21 protein-coding genes are annotated in these 25,034 nt (G+C 44.8%); 5 read left to right on the forward strand and 16 right to left on the reverse strand.

Features of this window, described 5'->3' with window-relative positions:
• Positions 1–28 precede the first annotated feature (28 nt).
• Positions 29–1,009: an aldo/keto reductase gene (locus MHB84_RS04115; protein ID WP_076289930.1), complete on the forward strand. Its 981-nt coding sequence runs from the start codon at positions 29–31 to the stop codon at positions 1,007–1,009.
• Positions 1,010–1,235: 226 nt separating this feature from the next.
• Here the strand turns inward: MHB84_RS04115 and MHB84_RS04120 are convergent, their stop codons facing one another.
• The 4 genes from MHB84_RS04120 to ilvB all read right to left on the reverse strand — a co-directional run bounded on the left by MHB84_RS04120 (position 1,236) and on the right by ilvB (position 6,425).
• A complete protein-coding gene (locus MHB84_RS04120; RefSeq protein ID WP_064639488.1) occupies positions 1,236–2,777 on the reverse strand; it encodes a 2-isopropylmalate synthase in 1,542 nt (513 codons plus the stop codon).
• A gap of 122 nt (positions 2,778–2,899) precedes the next feature.
• A complete protein-coding gene (gene ilvC, locus MHB84_RS04125) occupies positions 2,900–3,892 on the reverse strand; it encodes a ketol-acid reductoisomerase (RefSeq protein WP_024628318.1) in 993 nt (330 codons plus the stop codon).
• Positions 3,893–4,194: 302 nt separating this feature from the next.
• Positions 4,195–4,677 (reverse strand): acetolactate synthase small subunit, encoded by a 483-nt coding sequence (gene ilvN / locus MHB84_RS04130; RefSeq protein ID WP_076289931.1) that lies wholly within the window; start codon positions 4,675–4,677, stop codon positions 4,195–4,197.
• Entirely contained in the window at positions 4,674–6,425 is a 1,752-nt protein-coding gene (ilvB, locus tag MHB84_RS04135) for a biosynthetic-type acetolactate synthase large subunit (protein WP_076289932.1), read from the reverse strand. Before ilvB ends, ilvN begins: the two co-directional genes overlap by 4 nt.
• Before the next feature lie 601 nt (positions 6,426–7,026).
• On the opposite strand from ilvB, the gene MHB84_RS04140 reads away from it, so the two are divergent.
• A complete protein-coding gene (locus MHB84_RS04140; protein ID WP_076290142.1) occupies positions 7,027–7,470 on the forward strand; it encodes a GNAT family N-acetyltransferase in 444 nt (147 codons plus the stop codon).
• A gap of 6 nt (positions 7,471–7,476) precedes the next feature.
• Here the strand turns inward: MHB84_RS04140 and MHB84_RS04145 are convergent, their stop codons facing one another.
• From MHB84_RS04145 to MHB84_RS04185, 9 genes are all read right to left on the reverse strand, one after another.
• Positions 7,477–7,842: a hypothetical protein gene (locus MHB84_RS04145; protein ID WP_076289933.1), complete on the reverse strand. Its 366-nt coding sequence runs from the start codon at positions 7,840–7,842 to the stop codon at positions 7,477–7,479.
• Positions 7,843–8,055: 213 nt separating this feature from the next.
• Positions 8,056–9,018, reverse strand: coding sequence for an ABC transporter permease (locus MHB84_RS04150; protein WP_076289934.1), 963 nt, complete (start codon positions 9,016–9,018; stop codon positions 8,056–8,058).
• The gene (locus MHB84_RS04155) at positions 9,019–10,098 is read right to left on the reverse strand and encodes an ABC transporter permease (protein ID WP_076289935.1); all 1,080 of its coding nucleotides are present in this window, start codon (positions 10,096–10,098) and stop codon (positions 9,019–9,021) included. It lies immediately after the preceding gene.
• On the reverse strand, positions 10,091–11,629 hold the full coding sequence (locus MHB84_RS04160; RefSeq protein WP_064639494.1) for an ABC transporter ATP-binding protein: 1,539 nt from the start codon (positions 11,627–11,629) through the stop codon (positions 10,091–10,093). Before MHB84_RS04160 ends, MHB84_RS04155 begins: the two co-directional genes overlap by 8 nt.
• 341 nt (positions 11,630–11,970) lie before the next feature.
• Entirely contained in the window at positions 11,971–13,011 is a 1,041-nt protein-coding gene (locus MHB84_RS04165; RefSeq protein WP_076289936.1) for a BMP family lipoprotein, read from the reverse strand.
• A 579-nt stretch (positions 13,012–13,590) separates the two neighbouring features.
• Positions 13,591–13,950 carry a 50S ribosomal protein L20 gene (gene rplT / locus MHB84_RS04170; protein WP_017689664.1) on the reverse strand — a complete coding sequence of 120 codons (360 nt, stop codon included), beginning with the start codon at positions 13,948–13,950 and terminating at the stop codon, positions 13,591–13,593.
• 77 nt (positions 13,951–14,027) lie between these two features.
• Positions 14,028–14,228, reverse strand: coding sequence for a 50S ribosomal protein L35 (gene rpmI / locus MHB84_RS04175; RefSeq protein ID WP_062320217.1), 201 nt, complete (start codon positions 14,226–14,228; stop codon positions 14,028–14,030).
• 24 nt (positions 14,229–14,252) lie between these two features.
• The gene (infC, locus tag MHB84_RS04180; RefSeq protein ID WP_024628309.1) at positions 14,253–14,747 is read right to left on the reverse strand and encodes a translation initiation factor IF-3; all 495 of its coding nucleotides are present in this window, start codon (positions 14,745–14,747) and stop codon (positions 14,253–14,255) included.
• A 312-nt stretch (positions 14,748–15,059) separates the two neighbouring features.
• Positions 15,060–16,298 carry a glycosyltransferase family 2 protein gene (locus tag MHB84_RS04185; protein ID WP_076289937.1) on the reverse strand — a complete coding sequence of 413 codons (1,239 nt, stop codon included), beginning with the start codon at positions 16,296–16,298 and terminating at the stop codon, positions 15,060–15,062.
• A gap of 713 nt (positions 16,299–17,011) precedes the next feature.
• Between MHB84_RS04185 and MHB84_RS04190 the strand changes: the two genes are divergently transcribed.
• Together MHB84_RS04190 and MHB84_RS04195 are read left to right on the forward strand one after the other, a co-directional pair.
• Positions 17,012–17,539: a phosphatase PAP2 family protein gene (locus MHB84_RS04190; RefSeq protein WP_063564190.1), complete on the forward strand. Its 528-nt coding sequence runs from the start codon at positions 17,012–17,014 to the stop codon at positions 17,537–17,539.
• A 50-nt stretch (positions 17,540–17,589) separates the two neighbouring features.
• Positions 17,590–18,738 (forward strand): MGDG synthase family glycosyltransferase, encoded by a 1,149-nt coding sequence (locus MHB84_RS04195; RefSeq protein WP_076289938.1) that lies wholly within the window; start codon positions 17,590–17,592, stop codon positions 18,736–18,738.
• A gap of 82 nt (positions 18,739–18,820) precedes the next feature.
• On the opposite strand, the gene MHB84_RS04200 is transcribed toward MHB84_RS04195, so the two are convergent.
• The 3 genes from MHB84_RS04200 to MHB84_RS04210 all read right to left on the reverse strand — a co-directional run bounded on the left by MHB84_RS04200 (position 18,821) and on the right by MHB84_RS04210 (position 22,316).
• The gene (locus MHB84_RS04200; protein WP_076289939.1) at positions 18,821–20,374 is read right to left on the reverse strand and encodes an ABC transporter substrate-binding protein; all 1,554 of its coding nucleotides are present in this window, start codon (positions 20,372–20,374) and stop codon (positions 18,821–18,823) included.
• 107 nt (positions 20,375–20,481) lie between these two features.
• The gene (locus MHB84_RS04205) at positions 20,482–21,321 is read right to left on the reverse strand and encodes a carbohydrate ABC transporter permease (RefSeq protein ID WP_375165307.1); all 840 of its coding nucleotides are present in this window, start codon (positions 21,319–21,321) and stop codon (positions 20,482–20,484) included.
• An 89-nt stretch (positions 21,322–21,410) separates the two neighbouring features.
• A complete protein-coding gene (locus MHB84_RS04210; RefSeq protein ID WP_076289941.1) occupies positions 21,411–22,316 on the reverse strand; it encodes an ABC transporter permease in 906 nt (301 codons plus the stop codon).
• A gap of 400 nt (positions 22,317–22,716) precedes the next feature.
• On the opposite strand from MHB84_RS04210, the gene MHB84_RS04215 reads away from it, so the two are divergent.
• Positions 22,717–24,963: an AraC family transcriptional regulator gene (locus MHB84_RS04215; RefSeq protein ID WP_076289942.1), complete on the forward strand. Its 2,247-nt coding sequence runs from the start codon at positions 22,717–22,719 to the stop codon at positions 24,961–24,963.
• Positions 24,964–25,034 lie beyond the last annotated feature (71 nt).

The following is a 25,034-nucleotide window of genomic DNA, read 5'->3' on the forward strand; positions in this document are numbered from 1 at the left end:
TTCAGGTAACTCAGGAGGGATTGCAATCATGCAATACACGTACTTGGGAAAATCAGGTCTTAAAGTCAGCCGAATCTGTCTCGGCACGATGAACTTTGGTCCTGCGACAGACGAAAAAGAGGCATTCCGCATCATGGATGCGGCACTCGATGCCGGTGTGAACTTTTTTGATACCGCTAACATTTACGGCTGGGGCGAAAATTCAGGTCTCACCGAGGAGATCATTGGACGATGGTTTAAACAAGGCGGCGGCAGACGAGAAAAAGTCGTTCTTGCAACCAAAGTTTATGGCTCCATGCATGATGATACAGACGGTCCAAACAATGATGCAGGTCTCTCCGCATACAAAATCAGACGACATCTGGAGGGTTCCCTCCGCCGCCTGCAAACTGATCATGTTGAACTGTACCAGATGCACCACGTTGATCCCGCCATCTCATGGGACGAGCTTTGGGGCGCGTTTGAGAACGCTGTTCATCAAGGCAAAATTGGTTATGTAGGTTCAAGTAACTTTGCTGGCTGGCAGATTGCCGTTGCCCAAAGTGAAGCCAAAAATCGCCATTTCCTCGGTCTTGTATCCGAGCAGCATAAATACAGTCTTAACTGCCGTTTGCCTGAACTCGAAGTGCTGCCCGCAGCGAAAGAACTGGGCCTTGGCGTTATTCCATGGAGTCCGCTTGACGGTGGGTTACTTGGACGCAATGCGCTCCAGAAGCTGGAAGGTACACGCAGTGGTGGCATTGCTGAACGGATTGAGTCCCATCAAACTCAGTTGGAACAATTCGCAGCACTTTGCCGCGAACTCGGCGAACCGCAGGATACCATAGCTTTGGCTTGGGTTGCCGCCAATCCGGCAGTTACCGCACCCATTATTGGGCCGCGTACGCTGGAGCAGTTTGAAACTGCGCTCAAATGTTTGGATGTTACTTTGGATGAAGCTGTCCTCAAACGTTTGGATGAAATCTTCCCAGGTCCGGGAGGACATGCCCCGAACGCTTATGCTTGGTAAGGGCATATCGGCTTAACTGAGTACGTCATTTCGATAAAAATGCTCTAAATAATAATGCAATTATCCTATACGTAACAACAAAAAAGTCTGACCTTCAAATGTTGAGGGTCAGACTTTTTATGTACCTCACTGAACTACAATACTTAGGGCTGGGAACTCCATCTCAGCTTCTCCAGCCAGACGAATTCCAGTCCAATGAAGAGCTTTGCTTGCTGCAAATGATGTGTTACAGGTTCACATTAACGCGATTCGTATAAGTCTTGCGTTTTTCAATCAACTTGTTCAATCCATCGACATAAGCACGTGCACTGGCACCCAGAATATCGGTGCTTACACCACGTCCTTGTACAGATATTTGGTTTTGAGTAAGTACGACGTGTACCTCACCCAATGCGTCCTTACCATGTGTAACCGATTTGATCGAGTAGTCGGATAACGTTACTTCTTCTCCGCTCACTTGGTCAATCGCATTATAGATGGCATCTACCGATCCATTTCCTTCTGCTTGTTGTTCCACCGTATCACCATCAAGTGTAGCAATACGAACTTTAGCCGTTGGAGTGGATTCATCACCATACGTCACAAAGATGGATTCCAGTTTAAACACCTCAGGTGCATCCTGCAATTTCTCTTCGATGACCGCCAGCAAATCCTCATCTGTCACTTCTTTTTTCTTATCAGCCAGATCTTTGAATTGGGCAAAAGCACGGTTCAAGGCTTCATCTTCCAGTTCATAACCGAGCTCAATCAAGCGCTCACGGAAGGCATGACGTCCCGAGTGTTTACCCAGTACGAGCTTACTTTCCTTCAGACCGATGGTCTCTGGCGTCATAATTTCGTACGTTGTTTTCTCCTTCAGCATGCCATCTTGGTGAATTCCGGATTCGTGTGCAAACGCATTCGCACCAACAATCGCTTTATTGCCAGGTACAACCATCCCCGTCAAACGACTCACCAGACGACTGGTCCGAGCAATTTCAGAAAGTTGCAACGAAGTTTTCGCCTGGAAAAATTCCTGACGTGTCTCCAGTGCCATAGCAATCTCTTCAATCGCGGTATTACCTGCACGTTCACCAATGCCGTTAATGGTGCCCTCAATTTGATCGGCTCCATTCAGAATGGCTGCAAGCGTGTTGGCAGTTGCCATCCCCAGATCATTATGACAGTGTGCACTCAGCTGCACTTTATCAATGTTGTGTACGTTCTCCTTGAGATGTTTAAAAATATTACCGTATTCATATGGGCTCAGATAGCCCACCGTATCCGGGATGTTTACAACAGCTGCGCCTTCTTCCACAGCCATATTTACCATCTCAACGAGGAAATCATACTCGGTACGACCTGCGTCCTCCAACGAGAATTCAAGCTTCGAAAAAGTTTTCTTCGCATAACGAATTGCGGAACGAGCTGTATCGAGGACCTGGGCTCTGTCCATACGCAATTTGTGCTGACGATGAATGGGAGAAGTTGCCAAAAAGATATGGATACACGGGTCTTGAGCACCCTTCAACGCTTCTTTTACCGCATCAATATCCTGCTCTCTGGAGCGGGACAAGCCAATGACGGTAACGTTTTTGACCGCTTTGGCTACGGCATTAACTGCCGCCAAATCGCCTGGAGAGGCCGCGGGGAAACCGGCTTCCATCCGGTCAATACCAAGCCGCTCGAGCTGGTGCGCAATTTCCACCTTTTCACGAGTATTCAGATTGACCCCCGGGGATTGTTCTCCATCACGCAGCGTTGTGTCAAATACATAGATTTTACGCACGCCTCGCACCTCCTAGACTTGTATTTTATGTTCCTCTAAACCAGTAATAGCGGCACACGCATATGCACGGCCGCTATTCCCGGTTAAAGCTGTAAGTTTACTAGAATACTTAAAATGAATGCTTACTTCTTGATCCAGTGCATCATCTCACGCAATTGTCCGCCAACCACTTCGATTGGGTGTTCAGCTTCGTTGCGACGAGTTGCTGTCAGGAATGCACGGCCGGATTGGTTTTCCAGGATGAAGTCACGTGCAAATTTACCTTGTTGGATATCTGTCAGGACTTCTTTCATTGCTTTCTTCGTATCTTCAGTTACCACGCGAGGTCCAGTTACATAGTCACCGTACTCAGCTGTGTTACTGATGGAATCACGCATGCTTGCAAGTCCACCTTCATACATCAGGTCAACGATCAATTTCAATTCGTGCAGACACTCGAAATATGCCATTTCAGGAGCGTAACCCGCTTCTGTCAATGTTTCGAATCCAGCTTTTACCAGGGCGCTTACACCGCCACACAGAACAGCTTGCTCACCGAACAGGTCTGTTTCTGTTTCTTCACGGAAGGAAGTTTCGATAACCCCTGCACGCGTGCAACCGATACCTTTAGCATAAGCCAAACCGATATCTTTTGCTTTACCTGTTGCATCTTGCTCAATTGCGATCAGGCCCGGTACACCGAATCCTTCCACGTAGGTACGACGTACCATGTGGCCAGGGGACTTAGGAGCTACCAGCAATACATCGCTGTCTTTTGGAGCAACGATTTGACCGAAATGAACGTTGAAACCGTGGGAGAAGAGCAATGCAGCGCCCTTTTTCAGGTTTGGTTCGATTTCGTTTTTGTATACAGAAGCTTGTGTTTCGTCAGGCAGCAAAATTTGAACTACGTCTGCACGGCTAGTAGCTTCAGCCGGGGACAGAACTTCAAATCCGTCATTTTTTGCAGTATCAAAAGATTTACCTTCACGAAGTCCGATGACTACGTTCAATCCACTGTCACGCAGGTTTTGAGCTTGGGCATGGCCCTGGCTACCGTAACCGATGACCGCAATCGTTTTTCCTTTCAATACGCTAAGCTCTGCATCCTGTTCATAATAAGTAGTTACTGGCATGTTTATAAGTCCTCCTTTGTATTGTAAAGAACCCTTCATTAATGAGCGGGTGTCTCAAGGGACCGGCACGCTTTTCCTGCTTTAGCGTCTCTGGTCTGATCCGATCCGTTCAGACACCCGCCCGTTAATGCGGGTGTGTGGCTATATTGTCAAGCGTTACATCACTAAAATGTTAAATTGCAACTTATGCGGGACTGGCACCTTATCTAAGATTAACGATATTTCTCAGCTTAATGCTGCTAACACATCTTTGTCGTTCCGTTGATAAGCATCAGACCATGCTTTTATTTCAATATGACTGTTTAAACGTTACCTCGTACCAATGCAGTTACGCCTGTACGTGACAGTTCGCGAATGCCGTATGGCTTAAGCAATTCAATCATCGCATCAATTTTATCTGTATCCCCAACCACCTGTACAATCAGGCTGCCTGGACCAACATCTACAACAGATGCGCGGAATGTCTCCACCACACCCAGAATTTCTGGACGCTCGGATGGCTCTGCCTTGACCTTGATCAATGCAAGTTCACGGGCAACCATCGGCTTCAGACTAAAATCAACTACTTTGATGACATCAATGATTTTGTACAGTTGCTTTTCAATCTGTTCCAGCGTTTTGTCATCACCGATCGTCACAATGACCATTCGGGACAAACCCGGTTCCTCGGATTGACCTACCGTGATACTCTCAATGTTGAATCCCCGTCGACCGAACAACCCCGATACCCGCTGCAGGACGCCAGGCTGATCGTTGACCAATATCGAAATCGTATGTCTTATCATTCCTCAGCATCCCCCATCAGCATTTGATCGATTGTCGCTCCTTGCGGAACCATTGGATATACATTTTCTTCCTTGCGTACTACGAATTCAACAACGACCGGTCCTGGTGTATCCAGGGCTTCTTGCCAAGCACGCTCGGCTTCTTCCTTGTTGGTTGCACGCAATCCTTTTACGCCATAAGCTTCAGCAAGTTTTACAAAATCAGGGCTGCCTGCCAGATCGATATGACTGTAACGGTTCTCATAGATGATCTCTTGCCACTGACGTACCATTCCAAGGACCTGATTGTTGATAATAACAATTTTCACCGGGATATTGTTAATGGCACAGATTGCGAGTTCTTGAGAACACATCTGCATTCCGCCGTCACCGTTGATGGAAATAACGAGTCTGTCCGGGTTGGCCATTTGAGCACCGATTGCAGAAGGGAATCCAAAACCCATCGTTCCCAGTCCACCAGAGGTTACCCATGAACGTGGTTGGTTAAATTTGTAATACTGAGCAGCCCACATTTGATGCTGTCCAACGTCCGTAGTCACGATTGCTTCGCCTTTGGTTGTATCATTCAGCATTTCTACAACCCACTGCGGTTTTAATACTTCATCTGAATCTGTATAGCTGTAAGGTTTCTCTTGTTTCCATTGTTTGATCTGATCTCTCCAAGCATCCGCACGTTCAGCACGTTGAACCTCTTTGTTCGCTATTTCGAGAACCGTTTTCACATCACCAACGATTGGAATATCGGTTGCGATGTTTTTGCCAATTTCAGCCGGATCAATATCAATGTGTACAATTTTGGCATGTGGAGCGAATCCGTCCAGCTTGCCTGTTACCCTGTCATCAAAGCGTGCTCCGATGTTAATCAGCAAATCCGATTTTTGTATCGCCTGATTGGAAGTGTATGTTCCGTGCATACCCGGCATACCGGTCCACAATTCGTGCCCACTTGGGAATGCTCCAAGTCCGAGAAGTGTTGTCGTGATTGGAATGCCTGTCTTCTCCACAAATTCGAACAGCGCTTCGTGTCCACCGGAGTAAACTACACCGCCGCCTGCCAGAATCATCGGACGTTCTGCTTCCTGAATCGCCTGAGCCAGACGATCAACCTGAAGTTTGTTCGGTACTGTCCGTGGGTTGTACCCTCTCAATATAACAGGTTCAGTCACGGGTTCAAACAACGTTTTGTTTGCCGATACATCCTTCGGAATGTCGATCAATACGGGACCTTTACGACCAGTATTCGCAATATGGAACGCCTCATGAATGACACGTGGCAGATCTTCTACGTCTTTTACCAGGTAACTGTGTTTGGTGATTGGCATTGTGATTCCGGTAATGTCCGCTTCCTGGAAAGCATCTGAGCCGATCAGGCTGGAAATTACATTCCCCGTAATGACTACGAGTGGTACGGAATCCATATACGCTGTTGCAATACCCGTAACTAGATTCGTTGCTCCAGGTCCGGAGGTAGCGATACAGACACCCACTTTTCCGCTCGCCCGTGCATATCCGTCAGCTGCATGAATGGCGCCTTGTTCGTGACGAGTTAACACGTGCTTGAAATCCTCGAAACCATACATCGCATCGTAAATGTACAACACTGCGCCGCCCGGGTAACCAAAAACACACTCTACACCTTCCAGCAACAAGCTTCTCAGCAGAATTTCGGAACCGCTAATGACCTCCGGCTTCATCCATTTTTCACGTAATTCATCTGTCGATCGTACTTCTGGAATTTGAGCTCCCATCAGTCATCCTCCTCTCGGAATTTACATCATTCTGACATTTAAAGTTACAAAAAAAACCTTCCATCCCTGCAAACAAGTTTATGCTTGCGAGGGACGAAAGGTTGTTGCTTCCGTGGTACCACCCAACTTTGTCCGAAATTTCGCAATAACGGACCTTACCAGGTACAAAAAACGATAGATCAAACGGATATACCCGTTCTCCATACCTGTTGTCTGTAACGCAGACATACGATTTTCCCTAATAACCCAATGGAGTGACATCCAATGCTTTTCAGGAAAACAGCTCCGAGGTGAGCTCGTATATAAGGGGTAATGGTGGTGGTTTCAGCAATTCCAGCCACTCTCTGAGCAAAAGAGCCCTTAAAACTTCGTCCTCTTCATAGCCGATGAAATATTCTCGTTAAATGTTAGGAACATTATATGATTCCTCCAACCGATAAGTCAATACCCCTTTTGTATAAAAATTCAGAACGTCCTTAATCCTTCACTCTCCATCTTTAACGTTATCCCAATCCCAACGCTTCATTCAGTCACCTTTCAACTTGCCTCAGGCATAGGATATACGAGCAGCACGACTGGTCCTGAAAGGAGGCTTCCGATGGTGATTCGGCAACGTAAATCCAAGCTGGATGATGTCGCCATAATGAGGCTGATTGACTCTCAACTTGTTCCTCTATCTCATATGAGTGAAAGTGAAATCAATAAAATACGCAAAGAAATACCCCTGCGAATGAACAGGGGCATGACCTTTGTTGTCTCATCGAATCCTGACAACGAAGCCGTCGCATTCATCCATTTTCTCATGCACGGTGAACTGCTGTATGTGGATATGATGGCTGTTGCCACAAAAGAACAGCGAAAGAAATACGGTCAGACCTTGCTGCTCAAAGCGGAAAATTTTGCGGCATCCCGTGGTTGCAAAAGATCCAAAGTGATGGTGGACGAAGGCAATACCAAAGGTCTTCGATTTTACCAGAAAAATGGATATAGCACCATTCGATACATTATGTTAAGCCGCTGTTACGAGTTAGAAAAAACATTATAAATCTGTTTAGAAAAAGCCGGGTGGCCGTGGTCCATATCCTGGGCCTGGGCCATATCCACCACCAAATCCCGGTCCATACCCCGGTCCTGGTTTTGGCCCTGGGCCATATCCCGGACCACCACCTGGACCAAAACCGAATCCAGGGCCAGGGCCGTAAGCATAAGGAAGCGTAGCGATGGCGAGTAAATCAAATAATACCAATGGCAAAATAGCTTTAGTGTGTACTTTTTTGCCAACGTGACGTTTCAGCACCAATTTATTACCCGATACTTTCAACAGTCTTCCGGTTACCCGAGTACCGTCTTTTTTGATCGCGACAATATTTTTGCCTATTAATTTCATCGCTGCATCACGCGTAACATGTTGTTTCATACTTTCCCCTCCTCCTCGGATCGTTCAAAACAGTGTATTCGTCCAGAGCCGGCTTCGCCTGTTTCTTTGTCCCTAAATGAAAATATGGGTGCCTTTCTCTATAACAGTTTAAAAACTAGTAATCTGATATTTTTCTTTGTGAAACAAAAAAAAGGTTCGCACGAGGCGAACCTTTTCAAGTAAAGCATTATGTGGGAAATCATAATTCTGTCGTTACCTTTTCCCGGGATCATACGGTTCCCCGAGTGCGGACGGAGCAGAAGAGCGTCCAACAGCCGCAACGAGCACGATGATGGTGAGCAGGTAAGGCAGCATATAAATAATTTCCTGGGGAATACTTTGAGACCATTCGAACAACTGTACATAGTTCCGGATAGCTTGCGAGAAACCAAAGAACACAGCCGCCCCAAAGGCACCAATCGGATTCCACTTACCAAAGATCATTGCTGCAATCGCAATGTAACCTTGGCCGGAAACGGTATTATGAGAGAATGTGCCTGTCGTAGTCAGCGTGATTGCAGCTCCACCAATAGCAGCCAGCGCACCACTGATCATTACCGCAACGTAACGATAACGACGCACTTTAACACCTACGGTATCCGCAGCACTTGGATGTTCACCAACCGAGCGAAGACGAAGACCGAATGGGGTTTTGTACATAATGTAATACGTCAGAAAGACGAACAAAACAGCCAGATATGTTGTCGGATACACATTCTTGAAGAAAGCTTCCCCAAGCAAAGGAATATCTTTTAACAGTGGCACATCAAACTTGCTGAATCCTTGTACCAATGGTGAATCGCCTGATCCTTCAAACAGCAGCTTTACCAGATAGAGTGTGCTTCCTGCTGCTAGAAAGTTAATAACGATACCACTAATAATTTGGTCAGCCTTAAACGTAATGGAAGCAACCGCATGGATCAGTGAAACCACTACACCCAGCACAACCGCGAACAAAATCCCCATCCAGGCAGACGTCGTTCCACCCATGCCAGCTTCTTGTGCATAATGCGCAGCAATCCCTGCAGCAAACGCACCAAACACCATGAAACCTTCAAGTCCAAGGTTGGTCACACCGGATTTTTCCGAGAATATCCCGCCCAGGGATGCAAAAATCAATGCCGTGGCAAAGACAAGCGTCGTATTGATAATTTGCCCAATTGTCAACAAGTCCATCTACAACACCTTCTCTTTCTTGCGCTTGGAATAGAACGGTTTAAGTACCCAGCGCACGATGCCTTGTGCCGCAATGAAGAAGATAATCGAACCGATAACAATCCGAATAATCTCGGGCGGTACATCCGCAGCAAAGCTCATTCCCGCAGATCCATAAGTGAGCGTACCGAATAACAATGCACCCAGCAACACACCAAATGGATGATTCAAACCAATCAGTGCAACCGCGATGCCGTCAAAACCTGTTCCTGGCGAGCCCGACATAACGGTCTGGTATTGGAACACACCAAGAACCTGGAATGCACCGCCAAGACCTGCAAGCATACCACTGATAAACATAGCTTTAACGATATTGCGATTGACATGCATACCCGCATACTCTGCCGCATTCGGGTTATATCCTACAGCACGAATCTCGTACCCTTGTTTGGTTTTCCACATGTAGATATAAAAGAGTACAGCCATGACAAGAGCAATCAATGTTCCCATGTGAACACGGGAGTTGCCCATCAGCTCAGAAAGCCATGTCAGACTAATCGATGCGGTATCACTGATATCCACCGAACGATTTTCACCTTTTAACAGCAGGAATTGGCGCACGATCAGGTTGGCCAGATACAGACCAATCCAGTTCAGCATGATACTACTGATAACTTCGTTTACCCCACGTGCTGCTTTCAGGTAACCAGCAATAGCTGCCCACAGTCCACCAAATACTGCACCAGCAATCAATGCCAGTGGAGCATGAATGTAGATTGGCAGACCTGCAAACTTCACACCTACAAAAGTCGCCGCAGTCATACCAACGAGAAATTGTCCTTCTCCCCCGATATTAAACAGTCCTGCACGTGACGCAAATGCAAATGCAAGTCCTGTCATAATCAGCGGTGTCATTTCCCGGACTGCTTCACCAAAGTTGTACATGTCTCCGAAAACCTTCGTAAACAATGCACTGTACGCTTCAATCGGATTGTATCCGCCGATCAGCATGACAATACCACCGAGGATCAGACCCATAATGATGGCTACAATAGGTAATATAAATGAATCACGGGTAAACCATTTTAATACGTTATTCATGCACAGTACCTCTCTTTTGGGTGCTGCCCGCCATCATCAAGCCGAGCTCCCTGTCATTGGTTTCTTCCGGCAGCACCTCGCCAACAATCTGTCCTTCGTAGATGACAGCAATTCGGTCGGATACGTTGATAATTTCATCCAGCTCGAATGAGATCAGCAATACCGCTTTGCCCTGATCACGTTGTGCAATCAATTGTTTTTGAACAAACTCAATAGCACCTACGTCCAGACCACGAGTTGGCTGAGCAGCAATAAGCAGTTCAGGGTTCTTATCAACCTCACGTGCGATTATGGCTTTCTGTTGGTTCCCTCCCGATAAAGAGCGGGCCTTCGTTTCAATGCTTGGTGTACGCACATCAAAGGCCTCGACAAGACGCTTTGCTTGCTTCTTGATCGCATCGAAGTTAAGGAATCCTTTACGTGTATAAGGAGCTTTATAATATGATTCCAGGACAATATTTTCACTCACCGAAAAATCTAGAACAAGTCCATGTTTGTGCCTGTCTTCCGGAATATGAGCTACACCTGACTCCGAAATATGGCGCGGAGAATGATTAGACAGTTCTTTACCCTCGAGGCGAATCGAGCCGCTATCTACTTTACGCAGTCCGGTAAGAGCCTCAATCAGTTCGCTCTGTCCATTACCATCAACACCTGCGATTCCTACAATCTCTCCTGCACGTACATTCAGGTTGAGTTCGTTCAGTACCGAGATACCTTCTTTATTCTTGGCGGTCAATTTGCTAACTTCAAGCACATTGTTTCCTGGAGTAGCTGGCTTTTTGTCCACTTTAAAAGTGACATTGCGGCCAACCATTTTTTCTGCCAACTCATTCGGATTCGTTTCTGATGTTATAACTGAATCAATCACTTTACCACGACGAATAATCGTCACCGTATCGGAGATTTCCATGATTTCTTTCAGTTTGTGTGTAATCAGAATAATAGACTTGCCTTCGGCCACCAATTTTTTCATGATTACCATCAGTTCTTTGATTTCCTGAGGTGTTAATACAGCAGTAGGCTCGTCAAAAATAAGAATGTCTGCACCACGATACAACGTTTTTACAATTTCAACACGTTGCTGCATTCCGACGGAAATGTCATGAATTTTGGCATGCGGATTCACTTTGAGTCCATACTGTTCAGACAGACGCTGCACTTCAGCAGCAGCTTTTTTATAATTAATGTTGAGACCTTTCCTTGGTTCAGATCCCAAAATAATGTTCTCTGTTACCGTGAACGGCTGTACAAGCTTAAAGTGCTGATGCACCATGCCGATGCCAAGATCGATTGCTTTGTTAGGGCTGTCGATGATGACAGGCTTGCCATTCACTTCAATGGAACCTTCATCCGGCTGATAGAGACCAAAGACAATATTCATCAACGTTGATTTACCAGCGCCGTTTTCGCCCAGTAGAGCATGGATCTCGCCTTTACGAAGCTGAAGGCTGATGGCGTCGTTGGCAACAATGCCTGGGAAACGCTTCGTGATTTGTTTCAACTCAACGACGGGGGTTGCTGCACCCATGTAATCACCCTTATACCTGATATAGTGTGGTTCCGCAAACGTAAGAAAAACGTCTAACGACGTTTATTCAAGGAAGATGACCGCATTTTAGCGGTACTTTTTCTTAGGATCATCGAATCCTTCAGTTTCACCGAAACTTCTGCATTCCATAATCTTAAGAAAAGCTCCTACCGGAGCGTTGATACGAAGTCTTCTTGCTTTTGCCTTGGGCTAATCCCCAATCACATAATACATAGCTTGTACAATTGTTATGATGATCTGAGCAAATTTTCCTACTTTGACAATCATAAGGCCGGTCAAGACCGGCCTCGATGATTATTCATTTTTACAGCAGAATCAGATTACTCTGTAGGAACTTTGATTTCGCCGTTGATGATTTTTTCTTTGTACTCGTCCACTTTGGCAAGTACATCAGCAGAAACATTTTTCGTAGAAGTATCAGCGACACCTACACCGTTTTCTTTCAAAGTCAGGTTCTCAGCTCCGCCTTTGAATGTACCATCGATGATTTCTTGGTTTACGCGCTTAACAGCTTCGTCAACTTTTTTGATCATGGAAGTCAGTGTTACTTCATCACCAAACTCCAGGGATTGGTCTTTATCTACACCGATAACCCAAACGTCTTGACCTTGTTTCTTACGAGCGATTGCTTCGTTGAACACACCATTACCAGTAGCACCGGAAGCGTGGAAAATGATATCTACGCCTTTGTTGTAAAGTGTAGCTGCTGCTGCTTTACCAAGGTCAGGCTTATCAAATGCACCTGTGTAGTTCGGAATGAATTCAGCATTAGGATTAACAGCTTTAACGCCTTCTCTGAAACCTACTTCAAACTTTTTGATCAGTGGGCTTTCCATACCGCCAACAAAACCAATTTTGTTCGATTTAGTTGTCAGACCAGCTACAACACCTACCAAGTAAGAACCTTCTTCTTCAGCAAATGTTACCGATTTAACGTTAGGAGCATCAACAACACTGTCGATGATCGCGAGTTTGGATTCAGGATTTTGTTCAGCTACAGTCTTGATCGCATCAGCCAATTGGAAACCGATACCCCAAGTCAGATCATATCCACCTTTAACGAACTCGTTCAGGTTTGGAATGTACTCTTCATCGGATTTACTTTGCAGGTATTTAACAGCTACACCTGTTTCAGTTTCAGTTGCTTGCAGAGCTTCCCAAGCGGATTGGTTAAACGATTTGTCGTTAACTCCACCTACGTCAGTAACCATACCGATTTTCAAATCGGATTTAGCTTCAGTGTTTTCGCCACCTGTAGTTCCTCCGGCATTTGTTTCCTCTTTCGGTTTGCTACCGCAACCTGCGAGCATAACCGATACTGCCAGCAACATGACCAAAGACAAGCTGAGCATCTTCTTCATTTCTCTTGTTCCCCCTTAATGATATATACCTAATTCCTGTCCAGGCCAAAATGGAACGGATCAACAGATCGATAATATGGCTTTTATGCAGAATGTATGGTTTCTTCGACATTAAAAGCGCATTCTTACCCCTTAAAGATTGTGTCACCTGTCGAAAAACCGAACATTATGACTTGAAGAGAAAATTTTAGGACTAGCCTACTAGAGGTGATTATACATTCAACCCGTGGTAAAATCCAGATGTTTCATCACCAAATCTCACTTATTTTTGCTCTTTTTTTATTGAAAGCGCTTAATAATTTAACGATTTAACACACTAACGTTACAACGATGTGATGTTATATAACAAATACATATCACTCTTCCTAGAAAGATGTGGAATTCGCCTGTTTTCGTTTGCATTATTTCACCGTTCGTATTTTATGTATTATCATAGCCTGTTATTCACCCGTTATATGCTTTCATTGTTCCCTTACAGGCTGCAGCATATTCGTTTCACACAACCCTGCTCTTTGGAGTAAATCAATCTTCAAGCCGTAAAAAAAGCCGCCATAGGTACGGCGGCTTGCATAAACAATTTTAAGCGTTGATTTTGCCTTTAGCTACAGTAGCCAAAGAGTTGAACGCATTGATGTCGTTAACGGCCAGATCAGCCAACATTTTGCGGTTCATGTCTACTCCAGCAAGTTTCAATCCATGGATCAGTTTGTTGTAAGACAAACCATTCATACGTGCTGCAGCATTGATACGAACGATCCACAGTCTGCGGAAGTTACGTTTTGTGTTGCGACGGTCACGGTATGCGTATACCAGGGATTTCATTACTTGCTCGTTAGCTGTTTTAAAAATACGGTGTTTGGAACCGAAATAACCTCTTGCCAGTTTCAAAACCTTTTTATGACGACGACGTACTACAAAACCGCCTTTTACTCTTGCCATATTAAAGAACCTCCCAATAAATATTAAATGTATCCGTGGTATGTGTACGGCCTAAGCCGATCCCCCATACGGATTTACTATTTCAAGTTAGCCAGACCTTGTTTCAAACGTCTTACGTCCCCGGCAGCCATAACTGGGTTGCCGTTCAGAACGCGCTTAGCACGTTTTGATTTGTGGGAAAGCAAGTGGTTTTTGTGAGCTTTGTAACGCAGGACTTTACCGGAACCGGTAATTTTGAAGCGTCCTTTCAAACTGCTGTGTGTTTTCATTTTAGGCATTTTGTGTTTCCTCCTCCAATGTTATCAGGCTTTAGGAGCCAGAATCATGATCATACTGCGGCCTTCCAATTTTGGTTGACGTTCGATGGTGCAAAGTTCTGCAACCTCCACCTTAACGCGTTCCAAAATCCGTTGACCAATGGCGGCATGCGCAATTTCACGTCCGCGGTAACGAACGGAACATTTTACCTTGTCGCCTTCTTTCAAGAACTTAACTACATTACGAAGCTTCGTTTGATAATCATGCTCCTCAATATTGGAACGGAACCATACTTCTTTAATGTCAACAATTTTCTGGTTCTTACGGGCTTCTTTGTCTTTCTTTTGTTGCTCATAGCGGAATTTGCCATAGTCCATGATGCGGCATACCGGCGGTTTAGCCTGTGGTGCCACATTGACCAGGTCCAAGTTCAGGTCAATCGCCATTTGCAGTGCTTCCCGAATCGGCGTGATCCCAATTTGTTCTCCTTCAGCTCCGACAAGGCGTACTTCCTTCGCCCGAATCTCATCATTAATCATGTGATCTTTACTAATAACCGTCCACCTCCAGGTCATTTTGAATATCCTGTTACACAAAAATAAAAGGGATGCCGGTTAAGCTACCGACATCCCTGTAATCAACACAATTCTTCATGAGTAAACACTTCATAAATTATTGGGATCGTTGACCAGCCAACATATTTGTTGATCAGGTGAGAAGTCGGACTTCTACTTGTGATTCCATAGCTATTCATTTAACGCACTTGAATACTATAACATCCTGTAAAACTATTGTCAACGTCTCTACAATATTTTTTTTACAGACATGCTTTCATCCAAGGCGACCTGTCATTATCCCTGCTTACTCTGTACCTCATCCAAACGTACAACACGTGTATGTTGGGTATGGCTCCATTGTTTGTTGTTCTGCGTAAAGAACGCGTAGAACGTAATTGGGTACCATGAAAGAAGGTAAATCGGGAACAAGATCAGGTACAGATACACTTTGGAAAAAGTAACCTTTTCCAACGCCATGGACAACAAGAATGTCAGGACATTCAGACCAATCGCTACGAATCCTACCCAAAGCGGGAAATATCCGTATATGTTTGCGATATGTGGACCACTGAATATCGCTGTATCCACCCACAGGACAGCTGTCATCAGGAACGTAAGCAAAACAACGTACACGTTTGCTCCATACACAGCAAGGTCAAATTTCACCAAGCTTCTTTCCTTGATACTTTGCCACAGCAGCGGGAAAAAATATCTACGCGCAACTGTAAAGTGACCTTGCATCCAGCGAAGACGTTGTCTTGCTGAAGCTTTAAAGGTTAACGGCTTCTCATCAAATACTTTGGCATCATAGTTAAAGACAGGATATACATTACGCTGAACACTGCGCATCGTAAACTCCAAATCCTCAACCAGACTTGTAGCGCCCCAACCAATTTCCTTCAGCAGGTTAGTCTCGAAGCACATTCCAGTACCTCCGAGGAAATTCGCCATATTCAAATTATGACGGGACAACTGCCACAGACGGTTGATGTACCAGTAAGATACGCCATAAGCTGCAGTGATCCATGAATCCTCTGGATTTTTCGTATCGATGTATCCTTGAATTACACGCGAACCATTGCACAAGTCGTCATTCATCTCGAGCAAGAAGTTACGGTCAACCAAGTTATCCGCGTCAAACATGACAACTGCGTCATACTGGCGTGGCAATTTCCACAGGTATTTAAGCATCCATTCAATGGCATACCCTTTACCTCTGAGATCAGCATTCGTACGTACACAAGCATTCAATCCATGCTGTCTTACAATTTGAGCCGTTCCATCCGTACAGTTGTCACAAATGACAAACACATCGTACAGATCTTCTGGGTAATCCAGTTGTTTCAAGTTCTCCATCAAAGCACCAATAACTTGTTCCTCATTGTGTGCTGCGACGAGTACAGCGAAAGATTTTGTCGCCGGATAATGTTTCTTTTTCTTTTTCTTAATCAGACCGAACAGCGAAAACGTGAATTGGTACACGGCTAGCAGTGCCAGAATGACCTGCATCGTGACGAATATAGCGTCCAACATCGTTCTCTGTTACCCCCTTTTTTTCAAAACCAGATTACTTTAAAACGTTTCTCTTCCTGGATTCTGCACTTTTTATTTTTTTGTGATGCGCAGAATATGACCCTGTTCTTTTGTTTACTACGCAAATATTTCAGACAATGTTTCAAGCATGGTTGATGCCAGTTGGCTGCTTTATCGATTTTGTATTCTTTTCAGCCATTTGTCAAAACCGCAATTCCACTTCCTGAAGCAGAAATGTGAACTTTAAACGCTGAATAGGCACCTCGTGATACTCCAACCTCGCATTCATGCCTGTTATATCTTATTTTCAGCCGTTTACTTGATTTTTATTTCTAAAGTCCCTGCTTTTTTCATCAGGCTGATACATATCGACAGAGGCTCTATATCAAATAACGTAAACAGACCTCAAAAAGTTCAGTCTTAAACTCACATTTTTTTAACCGCATTTCAGCCATGTTGAATCATTGTATCTTTTTTAGATCGTCCGAGTCAAAAAGTTAAGTTGGGTGTATATCCACTCTTTAACATGAATTTTACCTTATTCACATGTGTTCTTCTTGAAAAGGACAACATTTAAAAATATGATAAACATATACCTGAAATAACCTCAAGTTCACGAAAAAACGGTTATATACTAATCAGGACGAAACCGGACACAGCAATTTACCGGAAATACTGCCGCCAACATGGGGCCTGACTGGCAGGAGGCCAATATGAGCCGTTTATTCGTAAAGTTTCAAGAGTATGATCGAAATGTATTTATGTGGATTAATGGTCGACTTCATAATCGATTTATGAACTTTTGGCTGTATTATTTCACCCATCTGGGCGGAGCAACTTCTTCTATTGCAGTATCCTTACTAATTTGGCTGCTTGCTCCTGCTCCTTGGAGCACAACAGGACTTCAGGCATGTATCGCTCTAGCGGTTAGCCACATTCCCGTAGCAATCGCCAAAAAACTGTATCCGCGCATTCGGCCTTACCTGGCTCTACCGGATACGATTACGTTCCGCAATCCCCTGACGGACCATTCGTTCCCTTCAGGGCATACTACTGCCGTATTCTCAGTTACGGTCCCTTTTATGACGATGGAGCCGTTCCTGTTGCTGTTGTTACTCCCTGTTGCATTAATTGTCGGATTTTCACGAATTTATCTGGGATTACACTATCCCTCAGATGTGCTCGCAGGTGCTACGATCGGTACTTTAGTCGCACTTGCAACAGTTGCTTTATGGACATAATGTGAATATGTTAGACTAAGGAAAACCTAGCAGGAACAGGTGAAGCAAGCGTGGAGAAAAAAAGAGTATTACTATTATCTGAAGGCTTTGGCGCTGGTCATACTCAAGCCGCTTATGCGCTGTCCAGCAGTTTGCGAAAACTTTCGCCGAATGTGCAAACCAAAGTACTTGAGTTGGGAAGTTTTCTGAACCCCAGAGTTGCGCCACTCATCATTACAGCGTACAAAAAAACGGTCATTAACCAGCCCAAGCTCATCGGGTATGTATACAAGCACCAATATAAAAAATCCTTGAATCGGCTGACTACACTCGCGTTGCATAAACTGTTTTATACCCATACACGCAGCATTGTCCGTCAGCTTCGTCCGAATGTTATTGTATGCACCCACCCTATTCCCAGTGCCGTCATATCCAGACTGAAACGTCTGGGTGTGCAGGTTCCACTTTGTACAGTCATCACCGATTATGACGCACACGGGACATGGATTAGCCCAGAAGTGGATCTGTATCTTGTTTCTACAGATGAGGTAAAGTCCAAATTAATGCTGCGGGGTGTATCTTTAGACAAAATTCGGGTTACCGGCATTCCGATCCACCCCAACTTCTGGGAACATCCCGGGCGGGATGAGATCCGAGGCAAATTTAATCTGAAGAACATGCCTACTGTACTTGTGATGGGCGGTGGTTGGGGAATGCTTAGTGATGAAGTGGTTAACCAATTATTGACACGCTGGCATGAGGATGTTCAGATTATTTTCTGTCTTGGCCGCAATGACAAAAGCCGTATCAATATGGAACAGAATCCGTTGTATCAAAAAGATAATATTCATATCATCGGTTACACCAATGAAGTGGACAAATTAATGGAAGTATCTGATCTCCTGATCACCAAGCCGGGCGGAATGACATGCAGTGAAGGGTTGGCAAAAGGAATCCCCATGCTTTTCCATAATCCGATACCGGGTCAGGAAGAAGAAAATGTTCAGTATTTCACCGCACGAGGTTTGGGAGAGCCCATTACTTCCCTCGACGTTGTTGTAAAATGGATGAATAAACTGCTTCATAACTACCCTGACATTGTCCGCAAACGTAAACGCCACATGGCGCAGATTGCCAAGTATCACCCCATGCAGAGCGCACAAAGTATTATCGACCTTTTGGACCTGCGTCCCTACTCTGCAGACCAAGCCGGACTGTAACGGCTTCAAACAAGCTTGCATATACACAGTAAAGGTGCCTTCGAATCGAAGGCACCTTTTTTAATATGAAGAAAAGTACAAACTATTGAATCCCAGCCGACTTCAAGTATTCCTGCCACTGTTTGGTATACTCAGTCTGAATTTTCTCAAGGCCTGCCTGTTTGGCTTTTTCCATGAATGTATTCAAACCTGCTTCTACATCCTCTACCAATCCCACATTCAACGGATAGAGATACTGCTTTTCTACCTGCTCCAGTGCAGCTTTCTCAGCTTGGAATGGCGTCCAATCTTCAGCAAATCCAGTAAAGATATCCGGCTTTTTCATTTTGTCCAGCTCTTTGAAAATAGCCAGCACATCATCAAAGCTCTTATCATAGAGCATGAATTCCGGATTACGCCAAGCCCAGCCATTCATGCCTTCGCGCGGGAAGCCATTGGTCTGGGCATCGCCCACCATTTTATAATAACCGCCTTGAACTTCAAAGTTCTTGCCTTCCACACCATATTCGGTAAGCCAGTTGTAACGTTTGTCGGTAACCAGTTTCTCATAGAATGCGAGTGCTTTCTCCGGGTTTTTGCTGCTGCGCGGAATTGCAAAACCATTGTGGATCGGGTGAACTGGTTGTGCAAATCCTTTGGCATTCGGGTAAGGGAAATAACCGAGCTTCCAATCCGGGTGAGTGGACTGGACCTTGATCACATCCGCATTAAATTTGTTCGGGTTCTCACCCGACAGTACAACGGCAGATTTTCCATTTTGCAGCAATGAGTTGGATGTATCCTTCACATTCAGCACGTTTTTCGGGAAAAAGCCTTTGTCCATCCAACGTTTGTACGTTTTCAGGTCTTCCAGATGCTGTGCAGATCCCCAATAGGAAGTGATATTGGATGGTGTATCATACATGATATCCAGGCCATAAGGGAGCTGACCTGCCGTATTCACCAGCTTGGACGTCAATTGTCGAATACCATGGGTATGGTTCGCATTGCTATCCGCAATTGGAATCATATTCGGTTCATTAGTTTTGATTCCATCCAGATAGGCTTCGAGTGTCTCCAGAGATTCCGGTTTGGGCAGATTGTACTTCTCACGCAAATCCTCTCGGTACGCAATACCCTCAGTAACATATTCAGTCCATGTCGATGGTACAGTATAGATCTTGTCATTGACTTTTACCGCTTTCCACATGTCATCAGGTACATAAGCTTTGAGCGTTGGTGCTGCCTTAGGCAGTAGTTCATCCAGAGGCAGGAATGCTCCTTTTTTCGCATAGGACTGATAAAATGTCCAATCTGCGGTAAAGATCAGATCAATCGGTTGACCGGAGGACAGCAGCAGTTTATATTTTTGGTCCCAGTCTGTCCAAGAGGTATAGTTAAATTTCACATTGACGTTCAGATCGGCCTCAGCCAGCTTGTTGATTTCCGACTCAATCACAGGCAGATCCTTAGGTGCATCACCAAGCATGTAGAATTGCAGTGTTACCTTCTCCCCTTTGTTTTCAGAAGAACCTCCCTGCTCACTTCCTTGCACAGATCCCCCCGAACCGCTATTACATGCAGCAAGCACCCCGGCAAACAACATCAGGGCAAGTACCATAGACAGGTGCCGAATTGTTTTGTTACGCATACGCATCCTCCCTTTTTGTGGTCAACCTTATATGTTAGCGCAGACTCGCCATAGTTCAGACGCAGACGGACAGACAGCTATCCCGCAATCTGCACCCACAACGCGTGCACGTTCTAACCTTTTACCGCACCAATGGTAAGACCCTTGACAAAGTAACGCTGCACAAATGGATACAGGAACAAGATCGGGCCAGTAACCACAATAGCCATCGCCATTTTGGTCGATTCGGTAGGTACATCCTGGCTAAGTGTTATGCCGGTACCAATCGCCATCTGGTCAATGAAGGTAATCGTGTTCATGGTGTTATACAAATAGAATTGCAGCTGGTACATATCCGGGTTGTTAATGAACAAGGATGATGTGAACCAGTCATTCCAGTATCCCAGTGCCAGAAATAACCCTACAGTGGCAATGCCGGGCATCGCCAGTTTCAGCACTACGCTAAAATAAATGCGGAAGTCATTCGCTCCATCAATTTTGGCTGACTCAATCAGCTCATCCGGTACGGCTGAACGAATGAAGTTTTTCATCAGAATAATGAGAAATGGCGTCATCAGTCCGGGAAAAATCAACACGGTATACGTGTCCGTAAGATTGAAATAGTTTGCCAGCATGATGTACCAAGGAACCAATCCCCCACCAAAGAGAGTTGTGAAGTATATGAAAAATGAGAAGGCGTTCCGGTACCTGAAATCTTTGCGTTGCAGTACAAATCCCGCCATCGTAATGAGAAATAGTCCAAGAGCCGTACCCACAACGGTTGTAAATACCGTCACGCCATAAGCTTTAAGCACCTGGGTCGGAAATTTGAACACCATCTTATAACCTTCCAGGGAGAAATCGGTGGGAAAGAGGTGATACCCATCTCTTACAATGGATTCGTTGCTGCTGAATGAGCCGGATAAAATTAAAAGAAATGGAATGATACAGATTAAGGAAAGAATCAGGATCATGCTGTAAGCGATGATTTGAAACAACAAGGTGAATTCCGTATCTCGGGCACGAGTATGCATATTAGCTCTCCCTTCTGCCTATAGGCGTTTTAGAACAAGGCGTAGTCCTCATTCACTTTACGGATGATGTAGTTGACGGTCATGATCAGGATAAAACCGAACAGCGATTGATACAGACCCGCCGCAGTAGCCATTCCGATATCAAACGTCACTTTCAGGGAACGATACACATACGTATCGATGATATCTGTAGCGTTATATAAGACACCGTTGTTTCCAATGAGTTGGTAAAAGAGATCAAACTGTCCCTTCATAATGCTTCCGAGCGAGAATAACAACAGGATGACAAAGGTCGGTTTTAGCATTGGTACGGTGATATACCAAATACGCTGAAAGATATTGGCCCCATCAATCCGGGCTGCCTCGTAATACTCATCGCTAATCCCTGTAATAGCTGCAAGGTAGATGACCATGCTGTATCCGAGATTTTTCCACAGATAAAAAATGATGATCAGGAACACCCATATCCAAGGTGTATTGTAAATATCGATTGGGCCTGCCTCAAATCGTTTGAGTACCGTGTTCACAAAACCGGATTCATAGTTAAACATGTTGTAAGCGATTACACTTAATAGTACAAACGAGATGAAGTACGGTAAAAACATGACCGACTGCGTAATTTTCTTAAACACTTTTCCCCGAATTTCACTGAGCAATATCGCACAGAAGATCGCTAGCCCGTTTCCTAATATAATGAAGGCCAGATTGTACCCCACCGTGTTGGTTGTCAGCTTGAGCAGCATTCCGGATTGCCACAGGAACTTGAAGTTCTCCAGTCCAACAAATGGACTGCCGAACAAACCACCTTCAAAATCATAACGAGTAAACGCATAATAGATGCCGACCATCGGAAAATACGAGTTAATCAGAAAAAAGATCAATGTAGGCAGCAGCATCAGGAACATGATTTTGTTTTTGTTCAATTCTTTGAGCATGGCTCGATCCCTCCCGAATTTCTTACGGCGCGGCGCGCAGTGGAGCTCTGTTTTTTATTGTAGTTGCCCTAAGTGCTACCGGATACTGAATCATTCGGCCGGATCATGAACGATTCTGCGAAACAGAATATGAACAATATGAACGAACACTGAAATGATGCCTGAGCGTTCACAAAAGTTGATATCGTGCATAGGTTGAACCTAGTGAACAATAAAGCGAAAGTTGAACTTTAGCTAAGGAAATCGGGCATAGCAGCCGTTCTTCGTTGATGTAAACGCATACATAATATATAATTCAAGATACATCCGTGATTCACCACGCCCATATATGAAGTCTTATCCTTCGCTATGAAGTCTAACTTTGTTCATCCAAAACAGGAGGTCCACGGGAGGAAAGGTCATGCGCAAACGTTCAGAGGACAGCCAGAAGGTGTTTGCACGGATTCTCATCGGCATTATTGTTAGCACCGTTGCCACCTTGCTTGTGGCTTCTACCATTTTGTACGTCAACTATAATCGTATTGCCCTTCGTCAGGTCTACCGAACTGATATGAATGGTCTTACCCAGACCAGTCGGGAAGTCTCCAAGATGACCGAGACCGCCAAATCACTGTCTTACCAGATTTATCAGGATTACACCATCTCTGCCCTCCTGCTCTATTCGAATCCGAGTATCTATGAAATTACATCAGCGATGGAACAACTCGACAACTATCGCATGTCCCTCCCTTTTATCGAATCCATCTATGTTTATAACTCCAAAAATGATGAGTTCTTTATCAGTTCAAATGAAGTTCGTAATGGACAACAGTCCATCTCGGAAATTGACGATCAGGGGATTACAAGCATCCTCGACAGGTTCCATGACTACAAACCATTTGTCCCCATTCCGCGTACATACCAGGTTGGCTCCACAGAGGAAACTCAAGTCAGCAGTTATACGTACCTCTGTTATGACACGATCAATGACAATGCCACATTGAATTATGCGGTCGTCGTAAATATCAAGGACGACTGGCTCAGTCCCAATATGAACTCAGCCGATCAGCCTGGGAAAACGTTTATTATCAATGAACAGGGACAGTTATTGTCCGATTTCAGCAATCGTGCGTTGATGAAAGATTTGTCCAATGAAACGTTTATGCAGCCAATTCTGGAAAACAAGGAGCAGTCCGCCTACTTTACCGCAGAGGTTGATGGGAAAAAGTCACTTATTACCTACACCGCTCCTGATAACCTCGGGTGGCGCTATGTACGAATCACGCCATATGACCTGATCACCTCAGATATTCGTAATATGCGGACACACACTGTTCTGTTTTGTCTCGGGCTATTAATTGCCGGTGTGTTCTTGTCCTACCTCGTGTCCCGAAAGCTATATCATCCTATTGATAAAGTACTTGTCCGTATGCGTGTGATGGAAGCAGAGCGTCGTGGCAGTCTGCATCTATTACGACAGGACTTTCTACGCGGGGCTTTGCAAGGACGTGAAACGGTAACAGGAGCTATGCTGGAGGACCGAATGAAGTTTTATGGCTCTTCTGTTGATGTTCATTGTCTAACCAGACTCGTACTGCTTCGTATTGATCATTTTACCGATTTCAATGATACCTACCGGGATGAAGTCCAACTTATAAAATACGCGATGATGAACATTTGCACGGAAACGGCTGACCTTTACTACCACACCGAAGCTGTGGATATGGGCGGCGATCTGATCACACTTATCTTTAATGATAAAGTTCAGGATGAAGCTGATTATGAAAATAACCCTATTGAGGACCTGCTGCGCATGATGCAGGCTGCCGTGATGACACATCTAAGATGTTCCATTTCATTTACCATTGGACCTGTGGAAGATTCACTGGAAAACAGTATTGCTTCTTATACCCGATCAGCAGAAGCATCTCTTCATCGTTTGTTCATGGGTCCTGGATGCCTTATTTACACCTCGGACATCATGGCGTACCATGCCAAAGAATATGCTTTCCCTGTTGGAAAAGAGAGACAGTTGATTGATTGCCTGATGACAGGCAAAACAGGTGAAGCCAAACAGGTCTATGCAGACATCGTGAGCGAAACGGCAACATATCCATTTACCGTATTTCAACTGGCTCTGTCCCATCTGACCATGACCCTGAATCATGTAAGAAACACACTCAAAAAGAACAACCAGCTTACACTTGAATCCATCTCCGATCGTTCAATGCTGCCGATCCATGATGCCGAGGATCTCAGTGAAGTTCACGCACACTTCTATCGCATGTTCGACGAGCTTGGATCCAAAGTTGAGGAAAAAAGAACGCTTAGACATGAAGAACTCATTCGCAAAATTAACTGCATTATTGAGAGAGATTACGCAGACACCAATCTTTGTCTGACCTCGATTGCAGATGAACTAGCCATGTCACCCATCTATGTCAGCAGACTCTATAAACAACTAACGTTAAAAGGTCTAACCGATGTTATTAACGAGACTCGCATAGCCAAAGCGCAATTCCTGCTCATTGAGACGGAAAACTCTGTAGCTGATATTGCCGAGCAAACCGGATTCACCAACAGTTCTTATTTCTATCGGATGTTTAAGAAATTCAACGGGGTTACTCCCAACGATTATCGACGTAAGGAGCTTCATTCGGAGCTTTAGCAGAAGTAAAATGGACATCCACAAGTTACGGCATGAGGTTTAGTTCATCCAAAATAGCAAAAAAGCGTGAT

The organism is Paenibacillus sp. FSL F4-0087, from assembly GCF_038020215.1.
Lineage (GTDB): Bacteria > Bacillota > Bacilli > Paenibacillales > Paenibacillaceae > Paenibacillus > Paenibacillus taichungensis.